Source organism: Nocardioides pacificus (assembly GCF_054775955.1).
Genome location: NZ_BAAHCI010000009.1, coordinates 21,108 through 43,029, shown reverse-complemented (window position 1 = coordinate 43,029; position 21,922 = coordinate 21,108). Strand labels below are relative to the sequence as shown.

16 protein-coding genes are annotated in these 21,922 nt (G+C 68.2%); 4 read left to right on the top strand and 12 right to left on the bottom strand.

What is annotated here, in order from left to right; genetic code table 11:
• Positions 1 to 377: 377 nt before the first annotated feature.
• Entirely contained in the window at positions 378 to 677 is a 300-nt protein-coding gene (locus ACYU7L_RS13595) for a hypothetical protein (protein ID WP_460797490.1), read from the bottom strand.
• A gap of 230 nt (positions 678 to 907) precedes the next feature.
• Here ACYU7L_RS13595 and ACYU7L_RS13590 point away from each other — a divergent pair, with 230 nt between their 5' ends.
• Positions 908 to 1,339 (top strand): hypothetical protein, encoded by a 432-nt coding sequence (locus tag ACYU7L_RS13590; RefSeq protein WP_460797488.1) that lies wholly within the window; start codon positions 908 to 910, stop codon positions 1,337 to 1,339.
• Positions 1,336 to 3,156: a relaxase/mobilization nuclease domain-containing protein gene (locus ACYU7L_RS13585; protein WP_460797486.1), complete on the top strand. Its 1,821-nt coding sequence runs from the start codon at positions 1,336 to 1,338 to the stop codon at positions 3,154 to 3,156. The genes ACYU7L_RS13590 and ACYU7L_RS13585 overlap by 4 nt, the downstream gene beginning before the upstream one ends.
• A 355-nt stretch (positions 3,157 to 3,511) precedes the next feature.
• On the opposite strand, the gene ACYU7L_RS13580 is transcribed toward ACYU7L_RS13585, so the two are convergent.
• Positions 3,512 to 4,336: a TIR domain-containing protein gene (locus tag ACYU7L_RS13580; RefSeq protein WP_460797484.1), complete on the bottom strand. Its 825-nt coding sequence runs from the start codon at positions 4,334 to 4,336 to the stop codon at positions 3,512 to 3,514.
• Positions 4,337 to 4,567: 231 nt separating this feature from the next.
• Here ACYU7L_RS13580 and ACYU7L_RS13575 point away from each other — a divergent pair, with 231 nt between their 5' ends.
• Both ACYU7L_RS13575 and ACYU7L_RS13570 read left to right on the top strand, forming a co-directional pair.
• Positions 4,568 to 5,776 (top strand): adenine-specific methyltransferase EcoRI family protein, encoded by a 1,209-nt coding sequence (locus ACYU7L_RS13575; protein WP_460797482.1) that lies wholly within the window; start codon positions 4,568 to 4,570, stop codon positions 5,774 to 5,776.
• Positions 5,773 to 6,939 (top strand): HNH endonuclease family protein, encoded by a 1,167-nt coding sequence (locus ACYU7L_RS13570; protein ID WP_460797480.1) that lies wholly within the window; start codon positions 5,773 to 5,775, stop codon positions 6,937 to 6,939. The genes ACYU7L_RS13575 and ACYU7L_RS13570 overlap by 4 nt, the downstream gene beginning before the upstream one ends.
• A gap of 437 nt (positions 6,940 to 7,376) precedes the next feature.
• Here ACYU7L_RS13570 and ACYU7L_RS13565 read toward each other — a convergent pair whose 3' ends face one another.
• From ACYU7L_RS13565 to ACYU7L_RS13520, 10 genes are all read right to left on the bottom strand, one after another.
• A complete protein-coding gene (locus ACYU7L_RS13565) occupies positions 7,377 to 7,709 on the bottom strand; it encodes a hypothetical protein (RefSeq protein WP_460797478.1) in 333 nt (110 codons plus the stop codon).
• A gap of 634 nt (positions 7,710 to 8,343) precedes the next feature.
• Positions 8,344 to 9,876: an Ig-like domain-containing protein gene (locus ACYU7L_RS13560; RefSeq protein WP_460797477.1), complete on the bottom strand. Its 1,533-nt coding sequence runs from the start codon at positions 9,874 to 9,876 to the stop codon at positions 8,344 to 8,346.
• Between the two features lie 49 nt (positions 9,877 to 9,925).
• On the bottom strand, positions 9,926 to 10,840 hold the full coding sequence (locus ACYU7L_RS13555) for a hypothetical protein (RefSeq protein WP_460797475.1): 915 nt from the start codon (positions 10,838 to 10,840) through the stop codon (positions 9,926 to 9,928).
• A gap of 277 nt (positions 10,841 to 11,117) precedes the next feature.
• The gene (locus ACYU7L_RS13550; RefSeq protein ID WP_460797473.1) at positions 11,118 to 13,640 is read right to left on the bottom strand and encodes a toprim domain-containing protein; all 2,523 of its coding nucleotides are present in this window, start codon (positions 13,638 to 13,640) and stop codon (positions 11,118 to 11,120) included.
• Complete coding sequence (locus tag ACYU7L_RS13545) at positions 13,633 to 14,532, bottom strand: DUF4913 domain-containing protein (protein WP_460797471.1); 900 nt, start codon at positions 14,530 to 14,532, stop codon at positions 13,633 to 13,635. The genes ACYU7L_RS13550 and ACYU7L_RS13545 overlap by 8 nt, the downstream gene beginning before the upstream one ends.
• Positions 14,529 to 16,274: a type IV secretory system conjugative DNA transfer family protein gene (locus ACYU7L_RS13540; RefSeq protein WP_460797469.1), complete on the bottom strand. Its 1,746-nt coding sequence runs from the start codon at positions 16,272 to 16,274 to the stop codon at positions 14,529 to 14,531. Before ACYU7L_RS13540 ends, ACYU7L_RS13545 begins: the two co-directional genes overlap by 4 nt.
• A gap of 74 nt (positions 16,275 to 16,348) precedes the next feature.
• Complete coding sequence (locus tag ACYU7L_RS13535) at positions 16,349 to 17,944, bottom strand: ATP/GTP-binding protein (protein WP_460797467.1); 1,596 nt, start codon at positions 17,942 to 17,944, stop codon at positions 16,349 to 16,351.
• A gap of 19 nt (positions 17,945 to 17,963) precedes the next feature.
• Positions 17,964 to 19,481 (bottom strand): SCO6880 family protein, encoded by a 1,518-nt coding sequence (locus ACYU7L_RS13530; protein ID WP_460797465.1) that lies wholly within the window; start codon positions 19,479 to 19,481, stop codon positions 17,964 to 17,966.
• A 73-nt stretch (positions 19,482 to 19,554) separates the two neighbouring features.
• Positions 19,555 to 20,946 carry a hypothetical protein gene (locus ACYU7L_RS13525; protein ID WP_460797463.1) on the bottom strand — a complete coding sequence of 464 codons (1,392 nt, stop codon included), beginning with the start codon at positions 20,944 to 20,946 and terminating at the stop codon, positions 19,555 to 19,557.
• A 182-nt stretch (positions 20,947 to 21,128) separates the two neighbouring features.
• Positions 21,129 to 21,890, bottom strand: a complete 762-nt coding sequence (locus tag ACYU7L_RS13520; RefSeq protein ID WP_460797461.1) for a hypothetical protein — start codon at positions 21,888 to 21,890, stop codon at positions 21,129 to 21,131.
• Positions 21,891 to 21,922 lie beyond the last annotated feature (32 nt).

Sequence of the window (21,922 nt, the reverse complement as noted above, 5' to 3'; positions counted from 1 at the left end):
GCCCGAGAGAGCGGAGGAACCCGCATCAAGACCACCTGAAGAACCGACGGAGAGTGGGGACTTCCACTTGGCCACCAGCGGGGACCAGAAGCTGGCCGTTGACAATCGAGATACATAGCGCGGCTAGTTCCATGGCGTGAGGCTAGTGCGACGGATGGACATAGGACACAAAGCCCGCAGACTCGCTCCTACTGAGTGCACGAGGACACGTGCTTGACGCACCTGCCGACGCGCGGTCCTCGGTACCGCTTGGGGACGGTCTAGCTGACTGACCTGGAAGCGACTCTTCGCGGACGAGTCCACGAGTCAATCTGGCCCGGGTACCCGTGCCGACCGCCGGGCCCGGGCACGCTTAGTCCCTGCCGGTTCGCGTCGAGCTAGCCGCTGGAGTCGCGGTCTGCTCCATCTGTGGGATGTGTGCGTCGGCGCGGTGTCGTCGTGCCGCGTCCGCGGCGCTTCGCGTTCGGGCTGGTGAAGCCCAGCTGGCGCAGTTCGCTGTCTCTCCAGCCTGCCTTGGTTGCGCCGGTCCATGCGTCGGCCATGGTCTTCTCGGCTGCCTCGACTGCGGCGCGTGCTTGGTCGAGGTTCGCGGTCGAGGCGGTCAGAGCGCGCACGCTCTCCATCCGGCCTTCGAGGAGTTGGCGTGCCTTGTCTTCGATACCCGAGTCGGTGTCCATGGCCGCGACTCTAGGTGGCGACACCGGCCTCGCGCGAGGTCTACCCCTCCTCCTCTTTGCTCACCGGCGTGAGCCGGTCCGCCACACAGCGGCCGTGACGTGCTTACGGCGATCTTGTGGCGGGAGCAAGATGTGTCTTATGGTGCCTTTACCGGGCCGCTGGCGCGGCCCAGCACCATAAGCAGTCGGGTCGCTGAGCGGCGCGGCCCGAGTTGGATGGGGGTGGGGGAGTGGCCACCGAGAGCGAAGGTCCGGGTGGCCGGGGGATCGCGCAGCGGCGGCGCAAGCGCAACGCCGGCGGCGCTCGCCCTCACCGCACCGTCATCCGTCACACGGATGAAGAGTGGGCACGGGTGACGGCGATGGCCGCGCACCTAGGGGTGAGTGTGCCGGGGCTGTACGAGCGCGCATTGTTTGCGGGCTCGGCGCAGAGCGCGGTGGCTTTGGAAGAGGTCGTGCTGGGGATGCTTGGTGCACGTCGGCTGTTGGCGAATGCGGCCAACAACCTCAATCAGGTCGCGCGCGCGGTGAACTTCGGTGACGGGGTCAACGTGGCCCAGCTCGACTACAGCCTGCGCACGTTCGAGCGCGCGATCGACGAGTTGCGCTCGGAGATCGACAACCTGCACCGCTTCGTCCCTCAGCCCGAGGACGACGCGTGATCATTCGCGTCCTTGACATGGGCAAGGACGCGGCCGGACTGACGCGCTACCTGTTCGGTCCCGGCAAGGCCAACGAGCACACCAACCAGCGCCTGGTGGCGGGCAGCGTGGAGCTGCACGCCGAGTGGGGCGGTGCTGCGCTGTCGATGCGTGAGGCGACCCAGCTGGGCCGGATTGTGGAGATGAACTGGCGTCGCCAGTACGTCCCGGAGCTGGCGGTGGCCGGACAGGGTGCCACGGGCGTGAGTCGCGCGAACCTGGCCAGCGGTGAGGACGCTGTGCCGGGCCAGGCGCACGTGTTCCACGCGGCACTGTCGCTGCACCGCGACGAGGGTCAACTGAGCGATGAGCAGTGGCAGAGAGTCGCGGACGAGTACGTCCGCGGGATGGGTTTCGTTGGCCAAGAAGGCCGCCCCGATGCATCGTGGATGGCGGTCCACCACGGTGTCAGCACCGAAGGCAACGACCACATCCACGTCGTTGTCTGCACGACGCTGCGCGACGGCTCGACGGTCAACACCGGCAACACCGGCCGCCGCTCGCAGCAGGTGCGTCGCGACGTCCTCGAGCGGCTCGACTTTGTCACGCCACTGCACGACCAGGACCGCCAGGAGAACGCGCCGACGATCAAGGGCTACACCGCGGCCGAGCACAACATGGCGCGCGATCGCGCCGCCAAGACCGAGGGTTCCGCGATCCCTGATCGCGTCCAGCTGCAGCGCATCGTGCGCGCAGCGGCCGCACAGTCGACGACCGAAGCCGGCTTCATCAACGCCGTCCTGAGCCACCCCGGTGTGGAGATCAACGCCGCACGTTGGGCACCTGGGGGAGCCGAGACCGTGACCGGCTACACGGTGTCGCTGGACGGGGGAGCAGCGTTCCCCGCGAGCAAGCTGGCCAGCGACCTGACGCTGTCGAAACTGCGTCCGGGATGGACCGAGGAAACCCCCGAGACGAAGCAGCTTGCACTGGAGCTGTGGCGCGGTGACGCCTCCAAGCTCGACCCGCTGGTCGCGACCCGCGACGTGCCGCACCAGCTCGAGCGCGCGGCCGCCGAGCTGGGACGGTTCAACGACGAACTCGCGCAGCTCGACCTGAACGACAAGGCCGCCTGGGACAACGCGCAGGAGAGCCTTGCCGGCACAGCGACCGTGCTCGCAACCGGTCGACCTGTCGGGGTCGGTGCCAACGGCCGCGCCGCAGGGTTCGGCCCGGACGCAGGACGTGCAGCAGATGCACTCGCACGGCAGGCACTGGCTGAGCGATCGAACCGGACGCCCTACGGTGCGCCGAGCGTCCCGCGTGGGCTCAGCGGTGCGGAGGTTGCGACACGTCACGTGCAGCTCGCACTGCGGGCCGGCGGCACTAACCGCAACCGCGGCTGGCTCGCAGTGGTCCAGCAGATCAACCGCGCAGCCGACACAATGCGCCAGGCCAAGGAAGCCCGCGGCGAACTCCTCGCCGCACACGCCCTCAGGCGTGACGTGACCGCGTCGTTCACGCGCCTCGAGGAGTACCTGCAGACCACCGTCGCCGACGCGCCAGGCGCCGGCTCCGTCGCTGCACCCGCACGCACCGAGCGGGCATCCGAGCGGCTCCTACGCGAGAGCTTCGAACGCACGGCCGGCACCGACTCCGAGACCCAGCAGACGCCGATGACAGAGGACGCCCGACGTGCAGCAGAGATCGCCGCACACGGACGCGGCGACGCTCCACGCACCGCGCCAGATGCACCGAGCGCGACACCGAGTGTGAAGCCTCCAAGCGGACCGGACGAGTCGCTGAAGAAGGGCCGGGGGAGAGGACCCAGGCCGTGACGCTGTGGGCGGCGTCAGTCGACTTGATGCTGCCCGAGCGCGCGCAGGCTTCGAGCTGCGTCGTCGTAGCGCTTGACCCTCCACACGCAGTCCTCGAGTCCGCGTAGGGCACTGGCGAGGGTGGTCTCATCCGTTCGGCTGTAGGAACGGAACGTGAGGAGGTCGTGGCCCAGCTCGGCCGCGGGCTCGTCGAGGGCGAACTCAAGTCGTTCTTGACGGCCTCGACCTCGATCTCCACTCGGCGCATGTGAGCGGTGGCCCTGTCCAGGTGGTGGCGGCGCAGCCGGTGCACGAGCTCCACGACCTGGTGCCAGGTCGGCAGACGATCCGCGGCCAAGCATGCCTGCAGGTCGGGTCAGAAAGGTGTGACGTCGATCCTGAACAGTCCTTCAAGCTGGTACTTGTCAGCCTGCTCGACGATGAACGCCTTGAACTGGGTTTCCTCCTCCTGCGTCGGGCCGTGAAGCTCGAAGACGAGCCGCCCTTCGTGATCCGTCGCAGTCTTGGACTCGACTCCCATGCGCTTGAGGAAGTTGTCTGCCCTGTCGCCGAACTCCTTGAGCGTCATCCCCGTCCTGGCGCGCGTGCCGACAGTCCGTCGGCGCAGTTCACGGACGATCGTTAGCGTCTCTTCAACCATGTCCTCGACAGGCCGGACGCTCTCCTCCGAAGAGTCAGCCGCCTTCTCCTTGACCTCGATCGCAGCGACGCGCTTGTTGACGTCTTCCCACGTGCGGTCATACCGACGCTTGACCACGTCCTCCTTGACACCGAGGAGCCTGCCGAGCGTGCTCAGCACGTCGAGCATCTGCTTGTCGAACACCTTGGCCTGAAACTGAGCGAGCGGCCCAGTCAGTTTGGCAGGCGTGTCTAGCTGACCAAAAAGCACCGGTACAACGCGCGCGTCGCTGTCGGCGACTTCCTTCGACAGCGCTCCGGCCTCAAAGTTGATCCACTGACTGCCCATGTTCTCGGGGGTCACGAGGATCATGCCGAACGAGGTGTCTTTCAGTTGCCCCTCAATCACACTGAGGCTCCGAGCGCCGGCTTCGATGTCACGATCCGACACGAACGTCTCGACTTGGTCGAACAGCTCCTCGAGCCACTCCTTGAGGATGATGGCTACGGCCTTCGTGTAGTCGCCCGACCAACTGATGAAGACCTTCTTCTTGTCTGCCACGCCGTGAGTCTATGGCTGACGGCGTGCGGGATGGCTGCGAACGGGTATCCCTCCATGGCCCCCCAGCGATGATCACGCGGAGCCAGCGTGTTCATGTTGGTCTCCGCGATCAGCCAGCTCTCACGCCTGCTGGGTGGCCAGGCAACGACCCAAACTCGAACACGTGTGCGAATGTTGAGACGTCGTGACCACCTGTCTGACGCGCCCTTCCCGCTCAACTAGGGTTCGCAGGTGCCTACAGAGGGAAACAACCGCCACCTAGGGGCAGCGAAGGCCGCGAAGAACGACGAGTTCTACACGCAGTGGGCCGATATCGAGAGGGAGATGAACGCCTACCTCGAGTTCGACCCCAACGTGTTCCGAGACAAAGTCATCCTGCTCCCCTGTGACGACCCTGAGTGGAGCAACTTCGCCAAGTTCTTCGCGCTTCACTTCGTCGACTACGGCATCAAGAAGTTGATCTCTACCTCCTACGCACCAGACAGCAATCCGGCAGTAGTGGACTACAAGCCGACGCTGTTCGAGATCGAGGCGCCGCAGTTCGATCCAAACAAAACGCACGCCAACGGCAAGTTGTTCGTCTTGGAGCCCAAGGACGTCAACGGCGACGCAATCATCAACATCGACGACCTCCGATGGTCCTACCTCGACGGTGACGGCGACTTCCGGAGCGATGAGGTCACTGCGCTTCGGGACGAGGCCGATTTCGTGATCACGAACCCGCCCTTCAGCCTGTTCCGTCCGTTCATGACTTGGGTGGTTGGCGGCGGCAGGAAGTACGCCGTGATCGGCAGCAACAACGCCATCACCTACAACGAAGTCTTCCCGCACATCATGGCGAACAAGCTCTGGAAGGGCGCGACGGGCAACGCGACGGACATGGTCTTCGGCGTGCCGAAGGGAGCCGATATAGCGGCGAGCGATGCAGCAAAGGCCGAGCGGCTTGGGTACCCAGCAGATGAGACCCGCGACTACACCCGCCTTGGGAACGCGTGCTGGTTTACCAACATCGATCATGGGCGGCGGCACGAGCCGTTGCAGCTCATGACGAAGGCGGACAACCTCAAGTACAGCAAGCACAAGGAGATCCGCAGCGGCGGCTACCCGCCTTACGACAACTTCCCCGCCATCGAGGTGCCGTTCGTGGACGCGATCCCGAGCGACCACGACGGCATGATGGGTGTTCCCATCACGTTCCTGGACAAGTACAACCCTGACCAGTTCGAGATCGTCGGCAGCAGCGAGGGGGACTACAAGCCGACTAGGACGTACGGGCCTAAGCAGAAGGTCGTGGATGGCGTACATACCAAGTCAAAGACTGGGACACTTGGGTGCTTCGTCCGGACGGAGTCGTTCGGATCCGGAACCTACTTCGACGTGGGCTATCCGGTGAAGCGCATCTACAAGCGCCTCTTCATCAAACGGAAGACCACGGCATGAAGACAGACTTGAAGCGATACAGCGTTTCTGACGTTGTAGATGGGTTCATCTACAACGAGTTCGAGGGCAAGGGGCTGTTCGGCCTGGCCGGCAGGCTTGTGATTCAGCCTGAGTACCAGCGCAACTACATCTACGACGACGGCAAACTGGACGTCGCGGTCATTGACTCCTTACTCAAGGGCTACCCGCTTGGGCTTATTTACTTCAACGTCGTCGGCGACAAGCTCGAAGTCCTGGACGGGCAACAGAGGATCACCAGCGTCGGCCGCTTCGTCACCGGCAAGTTCGCGATCAAGCAGGACGGCAGGGAGCAGACCTTCTCATCTCTGCCACCCGAGGATCAGGCGACGATCCTGAACAGTGATCTGCTCGTCTGGGAGTGTCACGGAACCGAGAAGGAGATCAAGGACTGGTTCCGCACGATCAACATCTCAGGTAAGCCGCTGAACACCCAAGAGGTTCTGAACGCGGTCTACTCGGGCTCTTTCGTTACCCTCGCCAAGATTGAGTTCAGCAACTCTCAAAACGCGAACATGCAGAAGTGGTCGACGTACATCAAGGGCGACCCGAAACGGCAGGAAGTACTTGCGGTGGCCCTGGACTGGGTCTCTTCGGCTCGCGGTACAACCGTCGACTCGTACCTTGCTGCGCACCGTAGCGACACGGCCATCAACGAGCTCAAGTCCTACTTCACCTCTGTGATCGACTGGGCCGGCACTGTCTTCATCCGCCCACCGGACAAGGAGATGCGCGGTCTGCAGTGGGGGCGGCTCTACGAGCGATACCACTCGACGCCCTACGACTCGGCGAAGATCGACGTTCGAGTCAACGAACTTCGTGGCGACCACTACGTCAAGGATCGAAAGAACATCTACGAGTACGTGCTGGGCGGTGAAGTCGACACTCAGTTGCTCGCGGTCCGGCTCTTCGACGAGCCCACCAAGGGTGCCGCTTACCAGCGGCAGACAACGGCTGCGAGAACGGCAGGCATCTCGAACTGTCCAGGCTGTGCTGCGGGCAGCAACGCGAATCAGACTCGCATCTGGCCCCTGGGAGAGATGGAGGCAGACCACGTCAAGGCGTGGTCCAGGGGCGGGGGCACCGAGCTGAACAACTGCGAGATGCTCTGCGTGCCGCACAACCGCTCGAAGGGAAATCGATAGTGGTTGCCCCGCCGATCGCATCGGCCTTATGGGGGCGCAGCTACGACCGTGCACGTCATGAAGAGGTACGAGAAGCCAACGATGACGCTAAGGCGGTAAGGACGGGCGCATCGGACCCGACTCGTGCCACTTGATCGTGGACCGGTGTGTTCGTCGGCGTCCTTGCAGGTGAGCGCGTTGCGGTGGTGCCGATTGACACACCCCGGGAGTCGGTAGGGTCCGGGCCGGTGGTGTTCGTGCGGTCAGATCGGGGTGGGCGAACGCGCGTGAGCGGTCGCCGACGGTAGCGTCGGGCACGTCGAGGGTCTTCCAGATGGTGAGCGTGAGAACTTCCATCCTCGGGAGACCTCGACGTCTATCCCGGGAACGCCGCGCCAGCGCCCGCTACACCCTCATCTGGGAAGAGCCGGTTTTGTGTCGTCCCTCGTGGCGCCGCGTCAGACGAAGGTCAACAGTCCACCCTTACCTCCGGGAAAGGGGTGGGCCTGGGCGTTGGGAGTTGACGCCACCTGGTCCAACAATCCGCGTGCCTTCGACTTCTGCAGCATGCTTGGCATGGTGAACACCACGACGCTCAACCTGTCAGATGCTTCTTTGACCATCACCTCGCCCAATAGACTTCCGACCGAGAAACTCCAGTAGTGATCCATGCCGTGATAGCCGTGGGGCACGTTGTCAGTCTCGCTCAGGCGGCCCACTATGGGACTGAGTGAGGCCCTCAGCAAATCGGTCGGACCGTCGAACTCCAGGTACTTGGCAAGAAAAGCCATCAGGGAACATCGTTTCCGCAGTACGGGCACTTGTAGGTGTCCCGATCGCCTCGCTTCTTGAAGCAAGTGTGTTGCTTGATACAGGTCGCCTGAACGTCATAGTTCCCGCTCGCGGTCTTCTGGGCTTCGGTCTTGAACATCAACTGCCCCCGGTTCTCGGTCGTGGTCTTGGTTTAGCATTTCCAAGACGTCTCATCGACATCTGCGCACGACCCTAATAGCGGATGTCGGCGCAAGGGAGTGCTTCAGGACAATTCAGCCTCGGACGCAAGCGCTCAGGTGGCGGCTGATCACCTTAAGCAGAAGCTGTCGAACGGGCGTCTGCTGCGCTCGATGCGGCAGACGAGGCCGAGCGCGGAGAAATCCTCAGCAGCATCAGTGACGTCTCCCGCGCTCTCACCGAGCGCAACCTGCGGGAGCGAACCCGCTTAGGTGCTCCATCGCCTGCTTCCTTGTCTGGAACGACAGGTCAGCATTCGCGACCGTCAACGCCGCGTCTGGACCCACCGCCTGCGCCACAGCCTCATGATGCCCCTCGAACGCATTAGGGCTGGAGGCATGCAGGTTCACGCCACCCACGACGCGATCGAAGCTGGCTGGGCGGCAGGAGGGGTCCTCGTTGTCTTGCAGGTGGCTACTGAACCTTCACGATCGTGTTGTTGGCCTTGCACGGCGAGTCCGCGGACGTCGAGAACGTCCCCGCCGGCAGGGTCACGACCAGGGCGTAGTGGCCACGCTTGTTGAGCTCGACGGGCGTCATCCACTTCGTGCCGTTGCCCTCGACCCTTGCGGTGGTGCGGCGGTGTAGTTGGGGGTCGGTGCAGCGGATGTTGTCGGGGTTGTTGAAGGGCCCGTAGATCCGGACCCGGGCGTAGTCGCCGTAGGCCAGGCCGGCGGGCAGGCCGCTGGTGGTGACCTGGGCCCGTAGCAGCGACCCGGTGTTGATGGTGGCGTCGGGCCGCTTCACGCGAACGGTGGGCTGCTCAGCCAGCGCGATGGCTCCACCGCAGCCGCTGATCGGCTCGTTCACTTCGTCGCCGGCGACCGAGACCGACCAGGTGTAGAACCCTGCGCTGGTCATGGTCAGTGCGGGCATCTTGTAGGTGCCGTCCCCGGTGACCGTCAGTTGACCGGTGGCTGCTTCCTTGGTCGAGCAGGTGGTCGCGGCCGCGGTGGTGAAGGGACCGTGCAGGCGGACGGTGGTGGCGCGGGTGCCGGGCTGGCCCCCGGAGAGGGTGAACGACCCGGGGACCGGGGAGCGGCGCATGCTCTGGGTTGGTGCGGTGATCTGAAGGGTGGGTCGCACGCTCACCACGGCGGTCTGGGTCGCGCTGGTGCGGCCCTTAACGCCGGCGTGCACGATCCGCGAGGCCTTCTTGTTCTTCGGCGTGCGCACCTGCAGGCGCCACTCGGGGACACCGGTCACGGTCGCCCGGACGGGATGGCGGCCGGCGCTGGTGGTCAGGAACGTGGCCACCGCGCTGCCGGCGTGGTCGGTGCGCACCGCCTGGGTGCTCGCGCCCGGGAAGGTCAACGTCACAGAGGTGTCACTGAGCGCGCGGCCCTTGGCGTTGCGGACTCGGACCGTGGCGCGCACAGTGCCGCCCACTGCGGCGTCAGAGACGCTCAGGCTGACCTTCGGGGCGCCTGCGTGGCGGGCGGACTCGCGCAGCATGGTGCGGGTGAACGAGCGGATCTTGGACGAGTTCGGGGCCTGGTTCACCCGCCGCTTGCTCACCCGCCCGCCGAGGGCGTGACGTCCGCCCACCAGGAGGTGGTCGATGGCCACGTCGACGGCGGCTGACTGCACCGCGTAGCGGTAGCTGCCGTACCGGGACAGGATGTAGGCCGCACGGGCGGTCTCGCGGCGGGTGGCTCGCTTGCCGGGGAGGTCCGCGGTGGCCCACACCGGGCGGTAGGCGGTCCTCTTCGCTCGCTTGCCGGGGTCGATGCGGTAGGCGACCTTCCCGTTGACCTTCCTCGCGCCGATCCACCCGCCGTCAGCAGTGCCGTCGGTGCGGATCTTGTAGCCCGACCAGGCCCGGTCCCCGCCCGGCTTCGGCGGGGCGCCGTTCGCGGGGCTCATCGCGCCCGGAACCATCGTGGTCACGACCGCGGCCGCGATCGCGGCCGCCAGTCCCGATCGCAGCCTCTTCGTCGCATCCATGTGTCGTGCTCCTCCGTCTTGTCGGTTCATCGTCATCACTGGTGTCCGCTCAGTTCGGGACCGGCGCGGTCGGCTCAGGACCACCCGGGTCAACGGGACGGTCCGGACCGCGACCACCACCGCCACCGCCGCCGCTGCTGGGAGGTGGCGGGGCCGGGGTCGAGGGGTAGGACGGCGTCGAGGGATACGACGGCTCCGGGGCGCTCGGCGCCGGTGGCGCCGGCGGTGCGGGAGGTGGGGCCACGGGGGCGGGTGCCTTCACGCGCACGCGTCCCGAGACGGGGTCCGCGCCGGTGACCTTGGCCTGCCACCGATAGGTGCCGGGTGCGAGATCCCGGAACGTCCACTCCTGGCCCCGCTTCGTGAGCCGGGCCATGCGCTGGATCGGCTTCGCGCGCTGGTCGCCGAGGCGGACCAGGACCAGCCGTGCTCGCAGGGGGAGCTCGCTCGAGGTGACCCGCAGCTGGAGCCGCTTCAAGCCGCCGATCGCGAGCACCCGCACGACGGGCTTGGGCGCGAGCGCCACACCGGGCGCCACGGAGAGTGGCTCGCTGGGCGACTGCTGTGTCGCCCGTGGCGCGGCGGTGGGCTCGGTGACGTCGTCATCGGCGCCCACCATGAGCGCAAAACCGACAGTGGCCACCAGGGCGAGGCTGCCCGCGATGCTGGCCAACACCACCACCTTGCGAGGCCCGACCCGCGCCCGTCGAGGCGCACCAGCTGGCATAGCCGACGCCGGCTCTTCCTGCTCCACCTCGAGGGGCGCCACTGGTGTGCTGGGCGGGGCCGCCTCGGGCTCCACCGGCGCTGGCTCGGCCGCGATACCCGGTGTGGCGGCCGAGGGGTCCACCCCTGGCAGCTCCTCGAGGTCGGAGACCGATCCGTCCGGGTTCACCACCAGGGCGGTCTGCCCGGCGGGGTCCTTGGCCAGGGCCCACACGGGCCGACCGAGGCCTTGGGCCATCTCTGCTACAGCGCGGATACCGGCCACGTACAGGTCGGATCCCTCGGGCACTACGAGCGCTTGCCCGTTGAGCGTGACCGTCTCGGTGCTGGGATCGACCTCGATCAGTGCCTCTGGGGGAGAGGGCTCTGAGAAGGGCAGATCAGGGTGTTCACTACTCACAGGAACTCCAGGTAAGTCGAGTAACTTACATAATCTAGGTTATCGGCGGTTTGTCCGGACCCTCCGAGAGGGGCGCGAGCCGCCGTCGCGGAGCGGCTCTGGCCGCCCGTCCAGCTCATCGGCGTAGGCCGCGGCCGCGGCCCTGCTCGTTGGCGTTGCCGCGGTTGCGGCGTGCGGCTTGCCCAGGTCGACCACCGCGGGCGCTCTCCTTGACCATGGCCTCGGTGGGCTGGCTGTAGCCGTGGCCAGAGGCGATGCGGGCATCTCGTGTAGCGGGGTTGAGGGAGTCCAGATCGGACTCGGTCGCCCGGTCGTAGGACTGGGAGTCACTCTGCTTGTTCGCGAGGTCCTCCAGGTCGTCTCCGGCCGCGTCGGTCAGATCACTGGTTGCTGCGACCGCCGCGGCGTCGGCGGCCAGCTGCTCGGCCACCTCGGGGTCGTCGGCACGCTTGGCGGCGCCGCCGAGCTGGTCGCTGGCCACGTCCATGGCCACCGCGTCGGAGCGTGCGTCGTCGGATCGGCGCACCAGCTCCTCGCGCAGGGATTCGGGTCGGGCCCGGATCAGCTGCGCCTCGACGGGGTCGGTGGTGACCTCTGCGACTCGTTCGGCGGCCGCCTCGAGTTCGCGCTGCGCACCGGGGTGGCCCTCGGCGAGGTCCTCACGGTGGGTGTCGATGAAGCGTTCGAGGACGATCTCTCCGGCTGAGGGGGCTTCGTCGAGGTTCCCCAGAGCGGAGCGCAGCAGGACCGGGTTCTGCTGCCAGGCCTCGGCTGGGTCACCGCCGGGGACGTCGACGACGCGGGCGTCGACGCCGCGGTTTGCGAGGGCGTAGAAGTCGTTCTCGGTGGCGGCCTGGCCAGCGGTGTCGGTGTCGTTGGCCAGCCACACCCGGCCATCGGCGGAGTGCTCGGCGAGGATCGCAGCCTGGGCATCGGACATCGCGGTGCCCAGCGGTGCGACGCCTGCGGCCTGGCCGTCGCCGGCCAGGCTGGTGGCCATGGCGTCGAACGGCCCCTCGGTCCGGACCAACCGCGCGCCTTCGCCCGCCTCGTGGATCCCGAACACCTGCTGGCTCTTGGTGAACGCCGCGGTGGCGCCAGTGTTGGTGTACTTCGGTGCCCGCTCGTCGCCGGAGAGGTCGCGGCCGACGAACCCGACGAGCTCGCCGTCGGGGTTGCGGATCCCGACCATGGCTCGATCGCGGAACGCGTCGATCACGTTGCCTCGCGACGACACCCGGCCCAGGCCGGCGCCGACGATCTCCTCGTCGCTTGCACCGTTCCTGCGCAGGTGGTCGGTGAGGCGGGTCCATCCGGGTGGGGCGTACCCCAGGGCCCAGGGCCCCTGCAGCACGTCCTCCCCGAGCCGCTCGACCAAGTAGCTCTGTCCAGGCGTGCCGGGGCGCAGGTTCGCAGAGAAGAACGCTTGGGCCTGGTCGTTGAGCTCCAGGACGCGTTCGCGCCCGATCACGGCACCCTCCCCGGGCGCCGCCGCCGCAGCAGCGGCGCCGGCGGGCTTGCCCAGGCTGATCAGCGTCTCCCCGTTGCCATCGAGGCCGCTCACGGGTGTGGTGGCTTCACCGGCGTGGCGCGCCTTGTCCTCCGCGGTGCGGCGGGCCTCGGCGTTGGCCGCGGAACGGTCGGTCATCGCATCGAGGAGGTAGGTGTTCGGGTCACGGCCGAACTTGCGTTGGATCTGCTCGGCCAGCTGCGCGGCCGCGGCCTGGGCCGCCAGGTCACCGGTCGCGCCCTGGGCGCGTGCATCGCGCCACGCGCGGGCGGCCTCGGTCGGGTCGACCTCGTCGAAGCCGCCCTGCTCGAGCAGCGGCAGCCAGGTGGGCCGATCGCCGGGTGCGACCTGTTCGCGCAGGTCGCCCATCCCGGCGGTGGCCATCGCTGCCTGGTGCTCCTCGAGCTCGCGCAGGCCGCGCTCGTCGGCGCCCTCGTCCCAGACGCGGGCCAGCTCGGAGTCGCGCGAGGCGGAGTCGACCTCGCCGTCCGGGGTCCGCCAGTTGTCCAGGTCCATCACACCGGGCTCGCCGGCGTGCGCTGCCCATGCCTCCCAGCGTGAGCGCTCGGCCAGTTCGCCGTGCTCGGCGAAGTGCTGCCAGTCCTCGTGCAGTCGCTTCTCGGCGTCGGTGACCGGCAGGTCCCCGGAGACCTTCACGCCCGCGTGGCGGTCGTAGTAGAACGGCGCGTGCTTGCCCGCGAGATCGACGACCTCGGGCATTGTCAGCAGCTTGGTCGCGGGTGGCTGCGATGGGAGCGTGGAGAGGTCGGTCTTGTGCAGCAGCACCGACGGGTGCTCGCCGTGGGTGTCGACAATCCGCTTCGCCACCATCTGCTCGGCGTCGCGGGCGATGGGATCCATCGTCGACCAGGCGGCCGCGGCCGCCCAGGCCTTCGAGGCGTCTTGGGCCGAGTGCTTCTCGACCGCACCGGGCTGGGTCAGGGGCAGGTACCCGCGACGTGCGGCGTCGCGCTGCTCCAGCCACTCCTCACGGGCACGTGCGGCCATCGCGCGGGACTTGTCGGCCGAGGATCGGGCATAGCGCTCCATCACCTGCGCGACTCCCGTCACCGCCGCTCTCAGGGCACGGTCCAGCTCGTGGCCCATCTCGAAGTCGTCGTCACTCATCTCTCTCCCCCTCGCTGCTGCTGTTCAGGTCTGTTGGGTCCGGCGGGCCTTGCACGGTCGCGGTGTCGTCGACGACGAAGAGACCCGGCGGCGGCGTGATTGCCGGCCACTGGGGCTCCTGGGCGTGGACCGCGTCCTTGTGCTTGGCGACCTCGCACCGCCAGAACACGCCGTCGTTGGCGGTGAGCGACCGCATGTGTGGGTCCAGGTGATCCCTGATCCACGTCGACAGCGACGGCGCCGGCTGCAGACGCATCACCTCGAACGCCTCCCACACCGCCTCCAGGCGAGTGATCGCCTCAGCGTGCTCCCACCAGCTGGCACACCAGCGTCCGGCGTAGTTCTCCCCCAACCGATGCACCCAGTTGGGAAGGACGTACTGCTCGACGAACACGGCCACGGAGGCGAACCGCAGCACCGGCTCGTCACCATCTGTGCTCTGCTGCTCGGCGCGCTGCAGCTCGGCGTGTGCCTGCTCCGCATCGTTCTCGGCCTCGGCCACCAGCGCCTGGGCACGTTCGAACTGCTCGCCGGCACGGCGGAAGCCACGTTGCGCGCGGGCCAGCTCAGCGCGGGCCGCCTTGCGCTCCCATGGCTGCTTGGTCTCGTCGCGCTCGTAGTCCTCGACCTTGGTCTCCAGGACCGCGATCTCGCTCTCCGCGTCGACCAGGGCATCCTCGGCCGAACCGCACGCGGCCCGAGCCTCCTCGGCTGCGTTCCTGGTCGTCCGAACCTGGGCACGTGCCGCGACAAGCCGCTCGCTGGCTGGCTCGGCCTTGCTCTCCCCCGGGTGTGGAGCGTCGTGGTCTTCGACCGCCGCCGCAGTGGGCTCGCCCATGTCGTCGGGCGTGGAGTAGATCCCCTCGAAATCGGTCTGCGTGCGGGCGGTCATGCCGTGCCGCCCTTGGTCATGGCCACCGCTGCGGTCTCGTCCTCGGCGTCCTCGACGTGGCTAGAGAGCCGGAACGCTGCCTCGCTGGCCGCGATCCGCTCGGCGTCCTCGCGCTGGGACAGGTCGACCAGCTCGAGCATGATCGGGCGCGACCCGGCCGAGAGCAGCACTCCCCTGCCTCGTGGCAGGGCCCGCAGGTCGGCCTCGGAGAGGATCCGCTCGTCGCGGTTCTGTGTCGACGTCGAGCGGCCGTGGCCGCTCACCGTCACCGACTTGTCGCGGATCTGGCGGTCCCCCACCAGGCGCGACAGGTCGGCGAGGTGGTCGACGTCGTTGAGGCCGCGGCCGGCGAACGCGATGTTGGCCGCGGACCACATCATCCCGAAGCCGCCGACACCCCAGGCGCCCTCGCCTTGCTTCCGCGACTGCAAGATGACGATGAGGATGATCCCCTTGCCGCCGGCGTGGGAGTACAGCGACGGCAGCTCGGGCCACCGGCACACGTTCGCGGCCTCGTCGAGCACGAACAGCACCGGCGTCGCCAGGCGGCCGCCGGCGCGCTCGGCGCGACCCTCGAACGCCGCATAGACCGCTGCGGTCAGCGACCCGGTGATCGCCCGGGCGCCGCTGGCCTTGCCGCCCTTGGACAGCAGGTACAGCGTCTGGGTGGTCCCCGCGAACGCCTCAGGTGAGAACTCAGGGCGCTCGTCGCCGGGCTCGCTGGTGATCCACGGCAGATACTCCGGGTTGCGCAGGAAACCCACCGCCGAGCGGGCGGTGCCGTAGATGCCGGAGCGCTCATCGGCCGCGGCGTTGACCTTGGACTCGATGTTGTCGGCCACCGCCCCCAGGCCGTGGCCGCGCAGGATCTCCTGCGGGTCGGGCGACCCGGCGCGGCCGTCGGGGAACTGCAGCCACTCCAAGACCCGGGTGACCTGCTCCCCGCCCAGCGCGGCGGCCATCAGCAGGTCGGTCAGCAGCTCGCGGCCCATCGGCCCGAAGTAGTCGTCCTCGGCGCCGGGCACCTCACCTGAGGACCTCGAGGCCAGCCAGATCGCGGCCAGCTCCTCGGCCCGGTCCAGCGACGTGACGAACGACAGCGGGTTCCACCACCAGGTGGCCCCTTCGCCGTAGATCCCTTGGGGGTCTTGGACCCAGCACTGGCCCAGCTCGGAGCGTGGGCCGCGGGTCAGGTAGACGATGTCGGGCTTGTTCGACGTCGTCACTGCCGGCCCGGTGTGCTCGACCAGCTGAGGCACCGCGACCGCGCGGGTCTTGCCTGCGCGGGTGCCCATGATCCAGACCTGGGACCACTCATAGGTGGAGTAGAGCCAGCGCCGGGTCAGGGTGGAGATCCCCAGCCTGACGCCCACGCCGGCGGCCGAGGAGCCCAGGCGCGCAGTGTCGCGGGCCACCGCCTCGGCGGTCATCTCGTCCTCATCGGACCTCGACGACATCGACCTGGCCAGGGAGTCGGTCCACTCCCGCCCGGCCAGCACGCCGCTCAGCGCCCGGCCCGCCACGAGCAGCGCCAGGCCGACGACTGCGCCCAGCCCGAGCGCCCACACCGTGGCGTCTGAGGACCACCGCGGTCCCTGCCCGCGGTCCAGGAGCCAGCGGCCTGGGCCGCCCTGGCCGTGGCCGGCCAACCAGGCCGATGCCCAGCCCAGCATCCATCCCCCGACCGCTGCCACCACCACCGCGGCGACCGCGAAGAACGCCCACGCGTCCCCGTTGCTCACCGCGCCTTGCTTGTTCGGCCTCTTGCTCGACACCGTCGTCTCCCCTCGCCCCCGCGTGCCCCCGGACCCGGGGGTTACGCGTCCTCTCCGGTGCCGCGCATCGCGGCCGCGGTGTCGCTCCACGCGCGGTCGGTGTTGTGCACGTCCTTCTCGATCTCGACCGGAGTCAGATCGAGCGTGAACGGGATGCCGGCCTTCTTGCCGACCTTCAAGATGAACTTCCCCCGGCCCACGGGGGCGCCGACCTCACCGGTGACCGGGTTCGGCTCGCCGGCCGCGGCCCAGCTGGTGAGCATGTCCTTGTCCTTGCCGGACAGGGCGAACACCTCTTCGAGGTTGCCCATCTCGCCGGGCACGAGCCCGCCGAGGTAGACGATCTCCGAGCGCCCCACGAAGCCCCAGGCCTTTGCGGTCGCCTCCTCGGAGTGGACCTTGAGGTCGTCCATGCCGTGGGAGATGAGCATCTGACCCAGACCCAGGGTCCGGTTCAGTCGGGTGATCTCGTCGACGCGATCGACCATGAACTCCGCGGCGCGCAGTGCGCGCCACAGCTCGTCCATCACCAGCAGGTAGGAACGCCGTGGCGCCAGGCCCGCATCGGAGAGGACCTTCGAGGCCGACACGGCCGTCGAGCCGTAGGACCAGCACACCAGCTGGACCGCGGCCTGCAGTGCGGGGTCCATCTCCTCGAAGGCCGAGAGGTCGAACACCACGGCGCGGTCCAGCAGCAGATCCACGGTGGTCGGCTCGGCGAAGACGCGGCCGAAGATCTCGCTGCCGCCGTTGAGCGACATCAGCGCGTCGATCAGGTCCTGGGTGCGCTCGGCGTAGCGCTCGGGGTCCTCGCGGTCCTGGGCGAAGCGTCGCAGCTCAGCCGGCCGTGCCTCGATGATGGCCAAGATGTCGGCGATGACGGGCACCTCACGCGGGTGGTGCTTGTCCCACAGCTCCATCGCGGCCGAGAGGATGTTGCGCTCGTGGGCCTTGAGGCGTTGGCCCAGCGCGAGGCCGCACAGGCCCTCCATCACGTTCATCCGGCGGCCCCGCATGTCCGCGAGGATCTTGATGCGGATCTCCTCGGGCACGTCGTCGAGGCGCAGTGCCAGCGGGCCCGGGTCCAGCGGGTTCACGAAGTGGCTGGAGCGGTTGAGCTCGATGACCTGGCCGTCAAGCTCGAGGACCAGGTCGACGTAGTCGGGCTTCCAGTCCGACAGCACGATCGGCAGCACACCCTTGTAGGGCAGGAATCCCGCGATGTGTCGCACCAGGGTGCTCTTCCCGACGCCAGGACGGGCCAGGACGAACGCGCTCGGGTTGTGGATCAGACCTGCCAGGTACCACGAGACCGGGTCCCCGCAGACCTGCCCGCGACCGTGCAGGTGCGGGCCCAGCGGCGCCCCCACCAGCGCGAGCGAGGAGCCGACCGCGAACGGGTACAGGCCGCAGACCTGCACCGTGGGGCCACGGAACTCCGGGACCGGGCTCACCGTCAGTGACTTGCCGCCGCCGGGGATGTCCCAGCCCATCGCACCGGGCCCGGTCTCCTCGCGCGGTGCCTTGCGGTCGCGGCGCCCGGGGCGGGCGGCCTTCACCGGGGCGTGCAGCGCCTTGCGCTCACGCCGGCTCAGGTTCCGCGTCGAGAAGAACCCCGGCTGGGGTGGAGTCGTCATCGCCATCGTCGTCGACCTCTCAGAATCCGTCAGCGAATGAATCGAGGCCGGTGTGGTGCCGGGGCACCATCCCCAGCGGCAGACCCGCCACGAACGCCGAGTCCTGCGACCAGCGCGGCAGCCGCATCCGGAGCTTGGCCTGCGGGGCGAGGGTGGACAGCACCACCCGCGAGGCCCGGTCCAGATCTGCGCGGTCCAGCACCGTGACCGTCACCACCAGGCCCACGCGGATCAGCGGAGACCCCAGGGCCTCCTGCTGCGCGGTCTTCATCGCGGCCGCCACCGCCAGCTCGTGCGCGGCACGGGTGCGCGAGTTCTGCGACGCGACCAACTTCGCGGCCGTCACGTCGTTCTCCGCGACCTTCGCCGACTGCGTCGGCGACTCCGGGCGGAACAGCAGCACCACCCGCTTGCGCGCCACATCGCGGTGCGGGGCGAGCAGCTTCTCCAGCACCGTGGAGAAGAAGATCCCCCGCGGTGCCTCACGCATCTGCCACGTCCGTGACACGGCCGTCTCGTGCTCGTAGGTGTCCACCCCGGCGCGGTGCGTCAGCGGGCCGGCCTGGTCCCAGGTCAGGCCCGTGCCGTCGCCGAGGTACTGCGCCTCGTCGACCATCTCCGCCACAGCCGGGTCGTAGGCGACCCGGGTGAAGTCGATGATCTCCTGCGCGGTGCACGGGTAGCTCGCGCTTCCCGCGCCCGTCGCGGACAGATCGCCGGTCAACGTCGGCAGCACATCGCCGATCGCGGCCGCCATCTCCTCGCGTGAGCGGGTGATGGTGTCCTCACCCATCTCCGACTTCAGCTTCGCGTTGAACGTGATGGTCAACCGCACCGTCACCACCGGCGCCCCGGCCCGGCTGGAGTTCTTCATCTCCTCGACCATCCGCACCGAGTACGCCGGTGCCTCCGGGGACCGGCCGCGGTCCACCGAGCGGCGCAGCCGCTCGCCGGAGTCGGGAGCCGACTCGACGACCACCGAGGCGCCGACCACGTCGCCCACGGTGTTCAGCTGCGACATCCATGCCGCCCACTGCGAGACCTGCTGGTCGATCGCGTGCTGGTCAGCGCCCGACACACCGGGAGGGAAAGCCTGGATCACCACGCTGTACAGGCCCGACTTCGTCCACTCCAGCAGCCCGAACCGCCGCCCGTGCACGTCGGTGTGCTCCGAGAGCCCCACCTGCGCCGCCACCCCAGGCAGTCGGCACAGCCCGTCAGGGACCACCCCCGTGAGCCCCTGCACCAGCAGGTTCTTCCCGCTCTTCTGCGCCCGGCTGAACCGCCAGGCACCGATCCACTTGGAGTAGCGGCCCATACCGTCGCGCGTCTTGATCGCCTCAGGCAGCACCGCCAGCAGCACCAGGCCGGTCCACACCGCTGCGACCCAGATGTTGGTGGCGAAGATCAGCACCATCATCACCAACGCACCCAGCAGCAGCATCAGCGACGGGACCGCACCCAGGCCCATCAGCCCTGGCAGCTTCGGCTCCCGCAGGTTGCCGTACCCGCGCTCCTCGGTCGACACCGAACTCATGACACCGCCCCCATTCCCAGCTCGCGCCCACGTCGAGCTGGGCTCTGATCGGTCTGCTGCACCTGACTACTCATCACTGCTCTGCTCCCTCTGCTGCGTCATCGCCTGCGCGGCGCACCGACTCCGCGCCCCGCCGTGCCGCGTCCTGCGTCTGCCCGCCTCGGCTCGGCCGCGACGGCGCCCCAGGCGCCGCCGACGGCGGCGCCTGGGGCGGTGTTGAGGAGGATGTCGACCCCGAGGGCGGCTTGGCCCCGTTCGCAGACTGCGCGGGCGGCTGTCCCCCGTTCCCCGCCGGCGGCGTGGAGTCCGCGCTGCCCTGCGGCGGCGTAGACGTGCCGCCCTCCGGCTGCGGAGGGGCGCTGCTCTCGGAGGTCTGCGGCGTCGAGTTCTGTGCGCCCGGCGCGGGCGCGCCCGAATCTCCGCTGCCCTTGGGCGATCCACCACCACCGCCCGAGCTGCCGCCCAGCCCGAGACCACCGGTGCTCTTCGCCCCCGACGCCGAGGCCGCCGCTCCAGCGCCGCCACCAGCGAGCCCCACAACCGCGGCCCCTGCCGCGACCGCACCGATCGCTCCAGCGCCAGAGAACGCCGAGCTCGAGCCTGCACCCGCTGCCGGCATCACGAACTTGATGAACGCCGGCAGCGCCAGCGCCGCCATGCAGATCACGGCCATCCCGAAGATCGCGTTCTGGATCTCGTCGTCTGAGCCGCTCTCGCCGACCAACCGGAGCCCCGTGGCGTAGATGATCGCCGCCACCGGCTTGTACAACACGAACCCCAGAATCAGCATCAGCAGCTTCTTCAGCCGCAGCCAGCCCTCCTCCGTGGCCGAGCCGGCCGCGACGATCGGCAACAACACGAAAAGCACGATCAGCGCCGCACCCCGCACGTACATGAACGCCAGCTGAGCCACCGAACCCAACAGCGCGATCAGGAACACGATCAGGAAGATGCCGGCGTTGCTGGACGCGATCGCCACCTTCATCAAAGTCGCGAACCCATCCGAGGTTCCGCCCCCCGCTGCACGCTCAACCAGCCACGGAGAGAACTCATCCCCGGCCTCGAGCAGAAGCATCGTCATGGCCAGCGCCGGCAGCGTGGCCAGCACCACCGCCAGGAGCTGACGGCCGATCCCGCGCAACCCCTCCCCCACCCGCTCAGGGCTCATCCCGATCCGCAGCAACGCCAACGCAAACGAGATGATCGCGAACGCCGCAGTCACCGGCATCAGATCCGCATGCAACGACTCGATCACCGGCGAGCTCTTCCAGCTCTGACCCGAACCGGTCGCCAACTCCGGAGACGGAGCCTTCATCCACACCGTCAACACATGCTGCAGACCGGTCTGCGTCCCATCCGCCAACCGCTGTACGAACGTCTCAAACGCATCCCCAGCCACCGACGACACCGCATCGCCAACAGCGTCGGACCCAGCCCCAGCGACCGCCTCGACGCCCTCCTTCACCCCGCAGAGTGGAATCACGGCACCGGTCAGGCCGTCACAATCCGGTAGCCCCGGCACAGCCGAGGACGTTCGGACGGCGCTAAGCCCTGTCGTGCTGGGCGCCCCAGCGGACGCCGGGGCTTGCCACACCAGCGCCCCCAGCAGCACAGCCACGAGTGCGACCGACGCCCGGAGTGCAGCATTCACTGGGTGCCGCCGAGCCAGTCGTTGTTCCGTACGACCCTCCACCCCGCCGCCTCAAACTCGGGCGTTCCAGGCTTCAGGTAGGTCTCCTCCGGCGGGGCATCCCCAGCGCCCCCCTCGGCCCACCAGCGACCGTCCTTCCAGACGATCGGGACCGCTCCCGCCGAGTTCACCGTCTGTGTAGTTCCGTCCGCGGTGGTGTAGTCGATCTGGGTGCTCAGCGCGACGATCACCCGGGTGTCGTCGACTTCGCGCCACTTCACGCCCTCGAGCTCCACCGTCATCCCCACACCAGCAGGCACAGGACCGCTCGCGGGGACGCCGAGTAGTTCTCGACCACCGAGAACTAGCCGGTCAGAGACGCCTTGCAGGTCCCCTTGCCCCGTCACGTAGGCCTTCTGAGCCGCGTACATCTGGTCGTACTCCAGAGCACCCCCAGCCGCCTGGAAAGCGGCCGCCGTGGCGGCCGCACCCTCAGGGGTCTGGGGGTAGTGCGTGGGGTAGCCGTCGGTCATCTGGGTGGGTTGGGGCAGCGTCACGAACGCCGAGTCCGCGCCCTCACTCTCGACACCCTCGGTCGGAGTGGTCGCGACCTCGGAGGTCTCGCCCCCGCTGGGGCCGGCGTTGTCGGACTCGTCGTCGCCTCCGGGCGAGACCAGCACCAGCACCAGCCCAACCACCACGATCAGCACGAATACCGCAGAGGCGAACCACCACTTGCCCATGTCCATCAGCCCTTCACGGGCACCGTTGTCGCTCATCACGACCGTCCTTCCGAGAGAACACAGCAGCT

Coding starts and splice junctions, on each gene's coding strand:
- ACYU7L_RS13595 (WP_460797490.1), bottom strand. CDS start 677: ATGGACACCGACTCGGGTATCGAAGACAAGGCACGCCAACTCCTCGAA.
- ACYU7L_RS13570 (WP_460797480.1), top strand. CDS start 5,773: ATGAAGACAGACTTGAAGCGATACAGCGTTTCTGACGTTGTAGATGGG.
- ACYU7L_RS13565 (WP_460797478.1), bottom strand. CDS start 7,709: ATGGCTTTTCTTGCCAAGTACCTGGAGTTCGACGGTCCGACCGATTTG.
- ACYU7L_RS13560 (WP_460797477.1), bottom strand. CDS start 9,876: ATGGATGCGACGAAGAGGCTGCGATCGGGACTGGCGGCCGCGATCGCG.
- ACYU7L_RS13555 (WP_460797475.1), bottom strand. CDS start 10,840: ATGGCCCAAGGCCTCGGTCGGCCCGTGTGGGCCCTGGCCAAGGACCCC.
- ACYU7L_RS13550 (WP_460797473.1), bottom strand. CDS start 13,640: ATGAGTGACGACGACTTCGAGATGGGCCACGAGCTGGACCGTGCCCTG.
- ACYU7L_RS13545 (WP_460797471.1), bottom strand. CDS start 14,532: ATGACCGCCCGCACGCAGACCGATTTCGAGGGGATCTACTCCACGCCC.
- ACYU7L_RS13535 (WP_460797467.1), bottom strand. CDS start 17,944: ATGACGACTCCACCCCAGCCGGGGTTCTTCTCGACGCGGAACCTGAGC.
- ACYU7L_RS13530 (WP_460797465.1), bottom strand. CDS start 19,481: ATGAGTTCGGTGTCGACCGAGGAGCGCGGGTACGGCAACCTGCGGGAG.
- ACYU7L_RS13520 (WP_460797461.1), bottom strand. CDS start 21,890: ATGAGCGACAACGGTGCCCGTGAAGGGCTGATGGACATGGGCAAGTGG.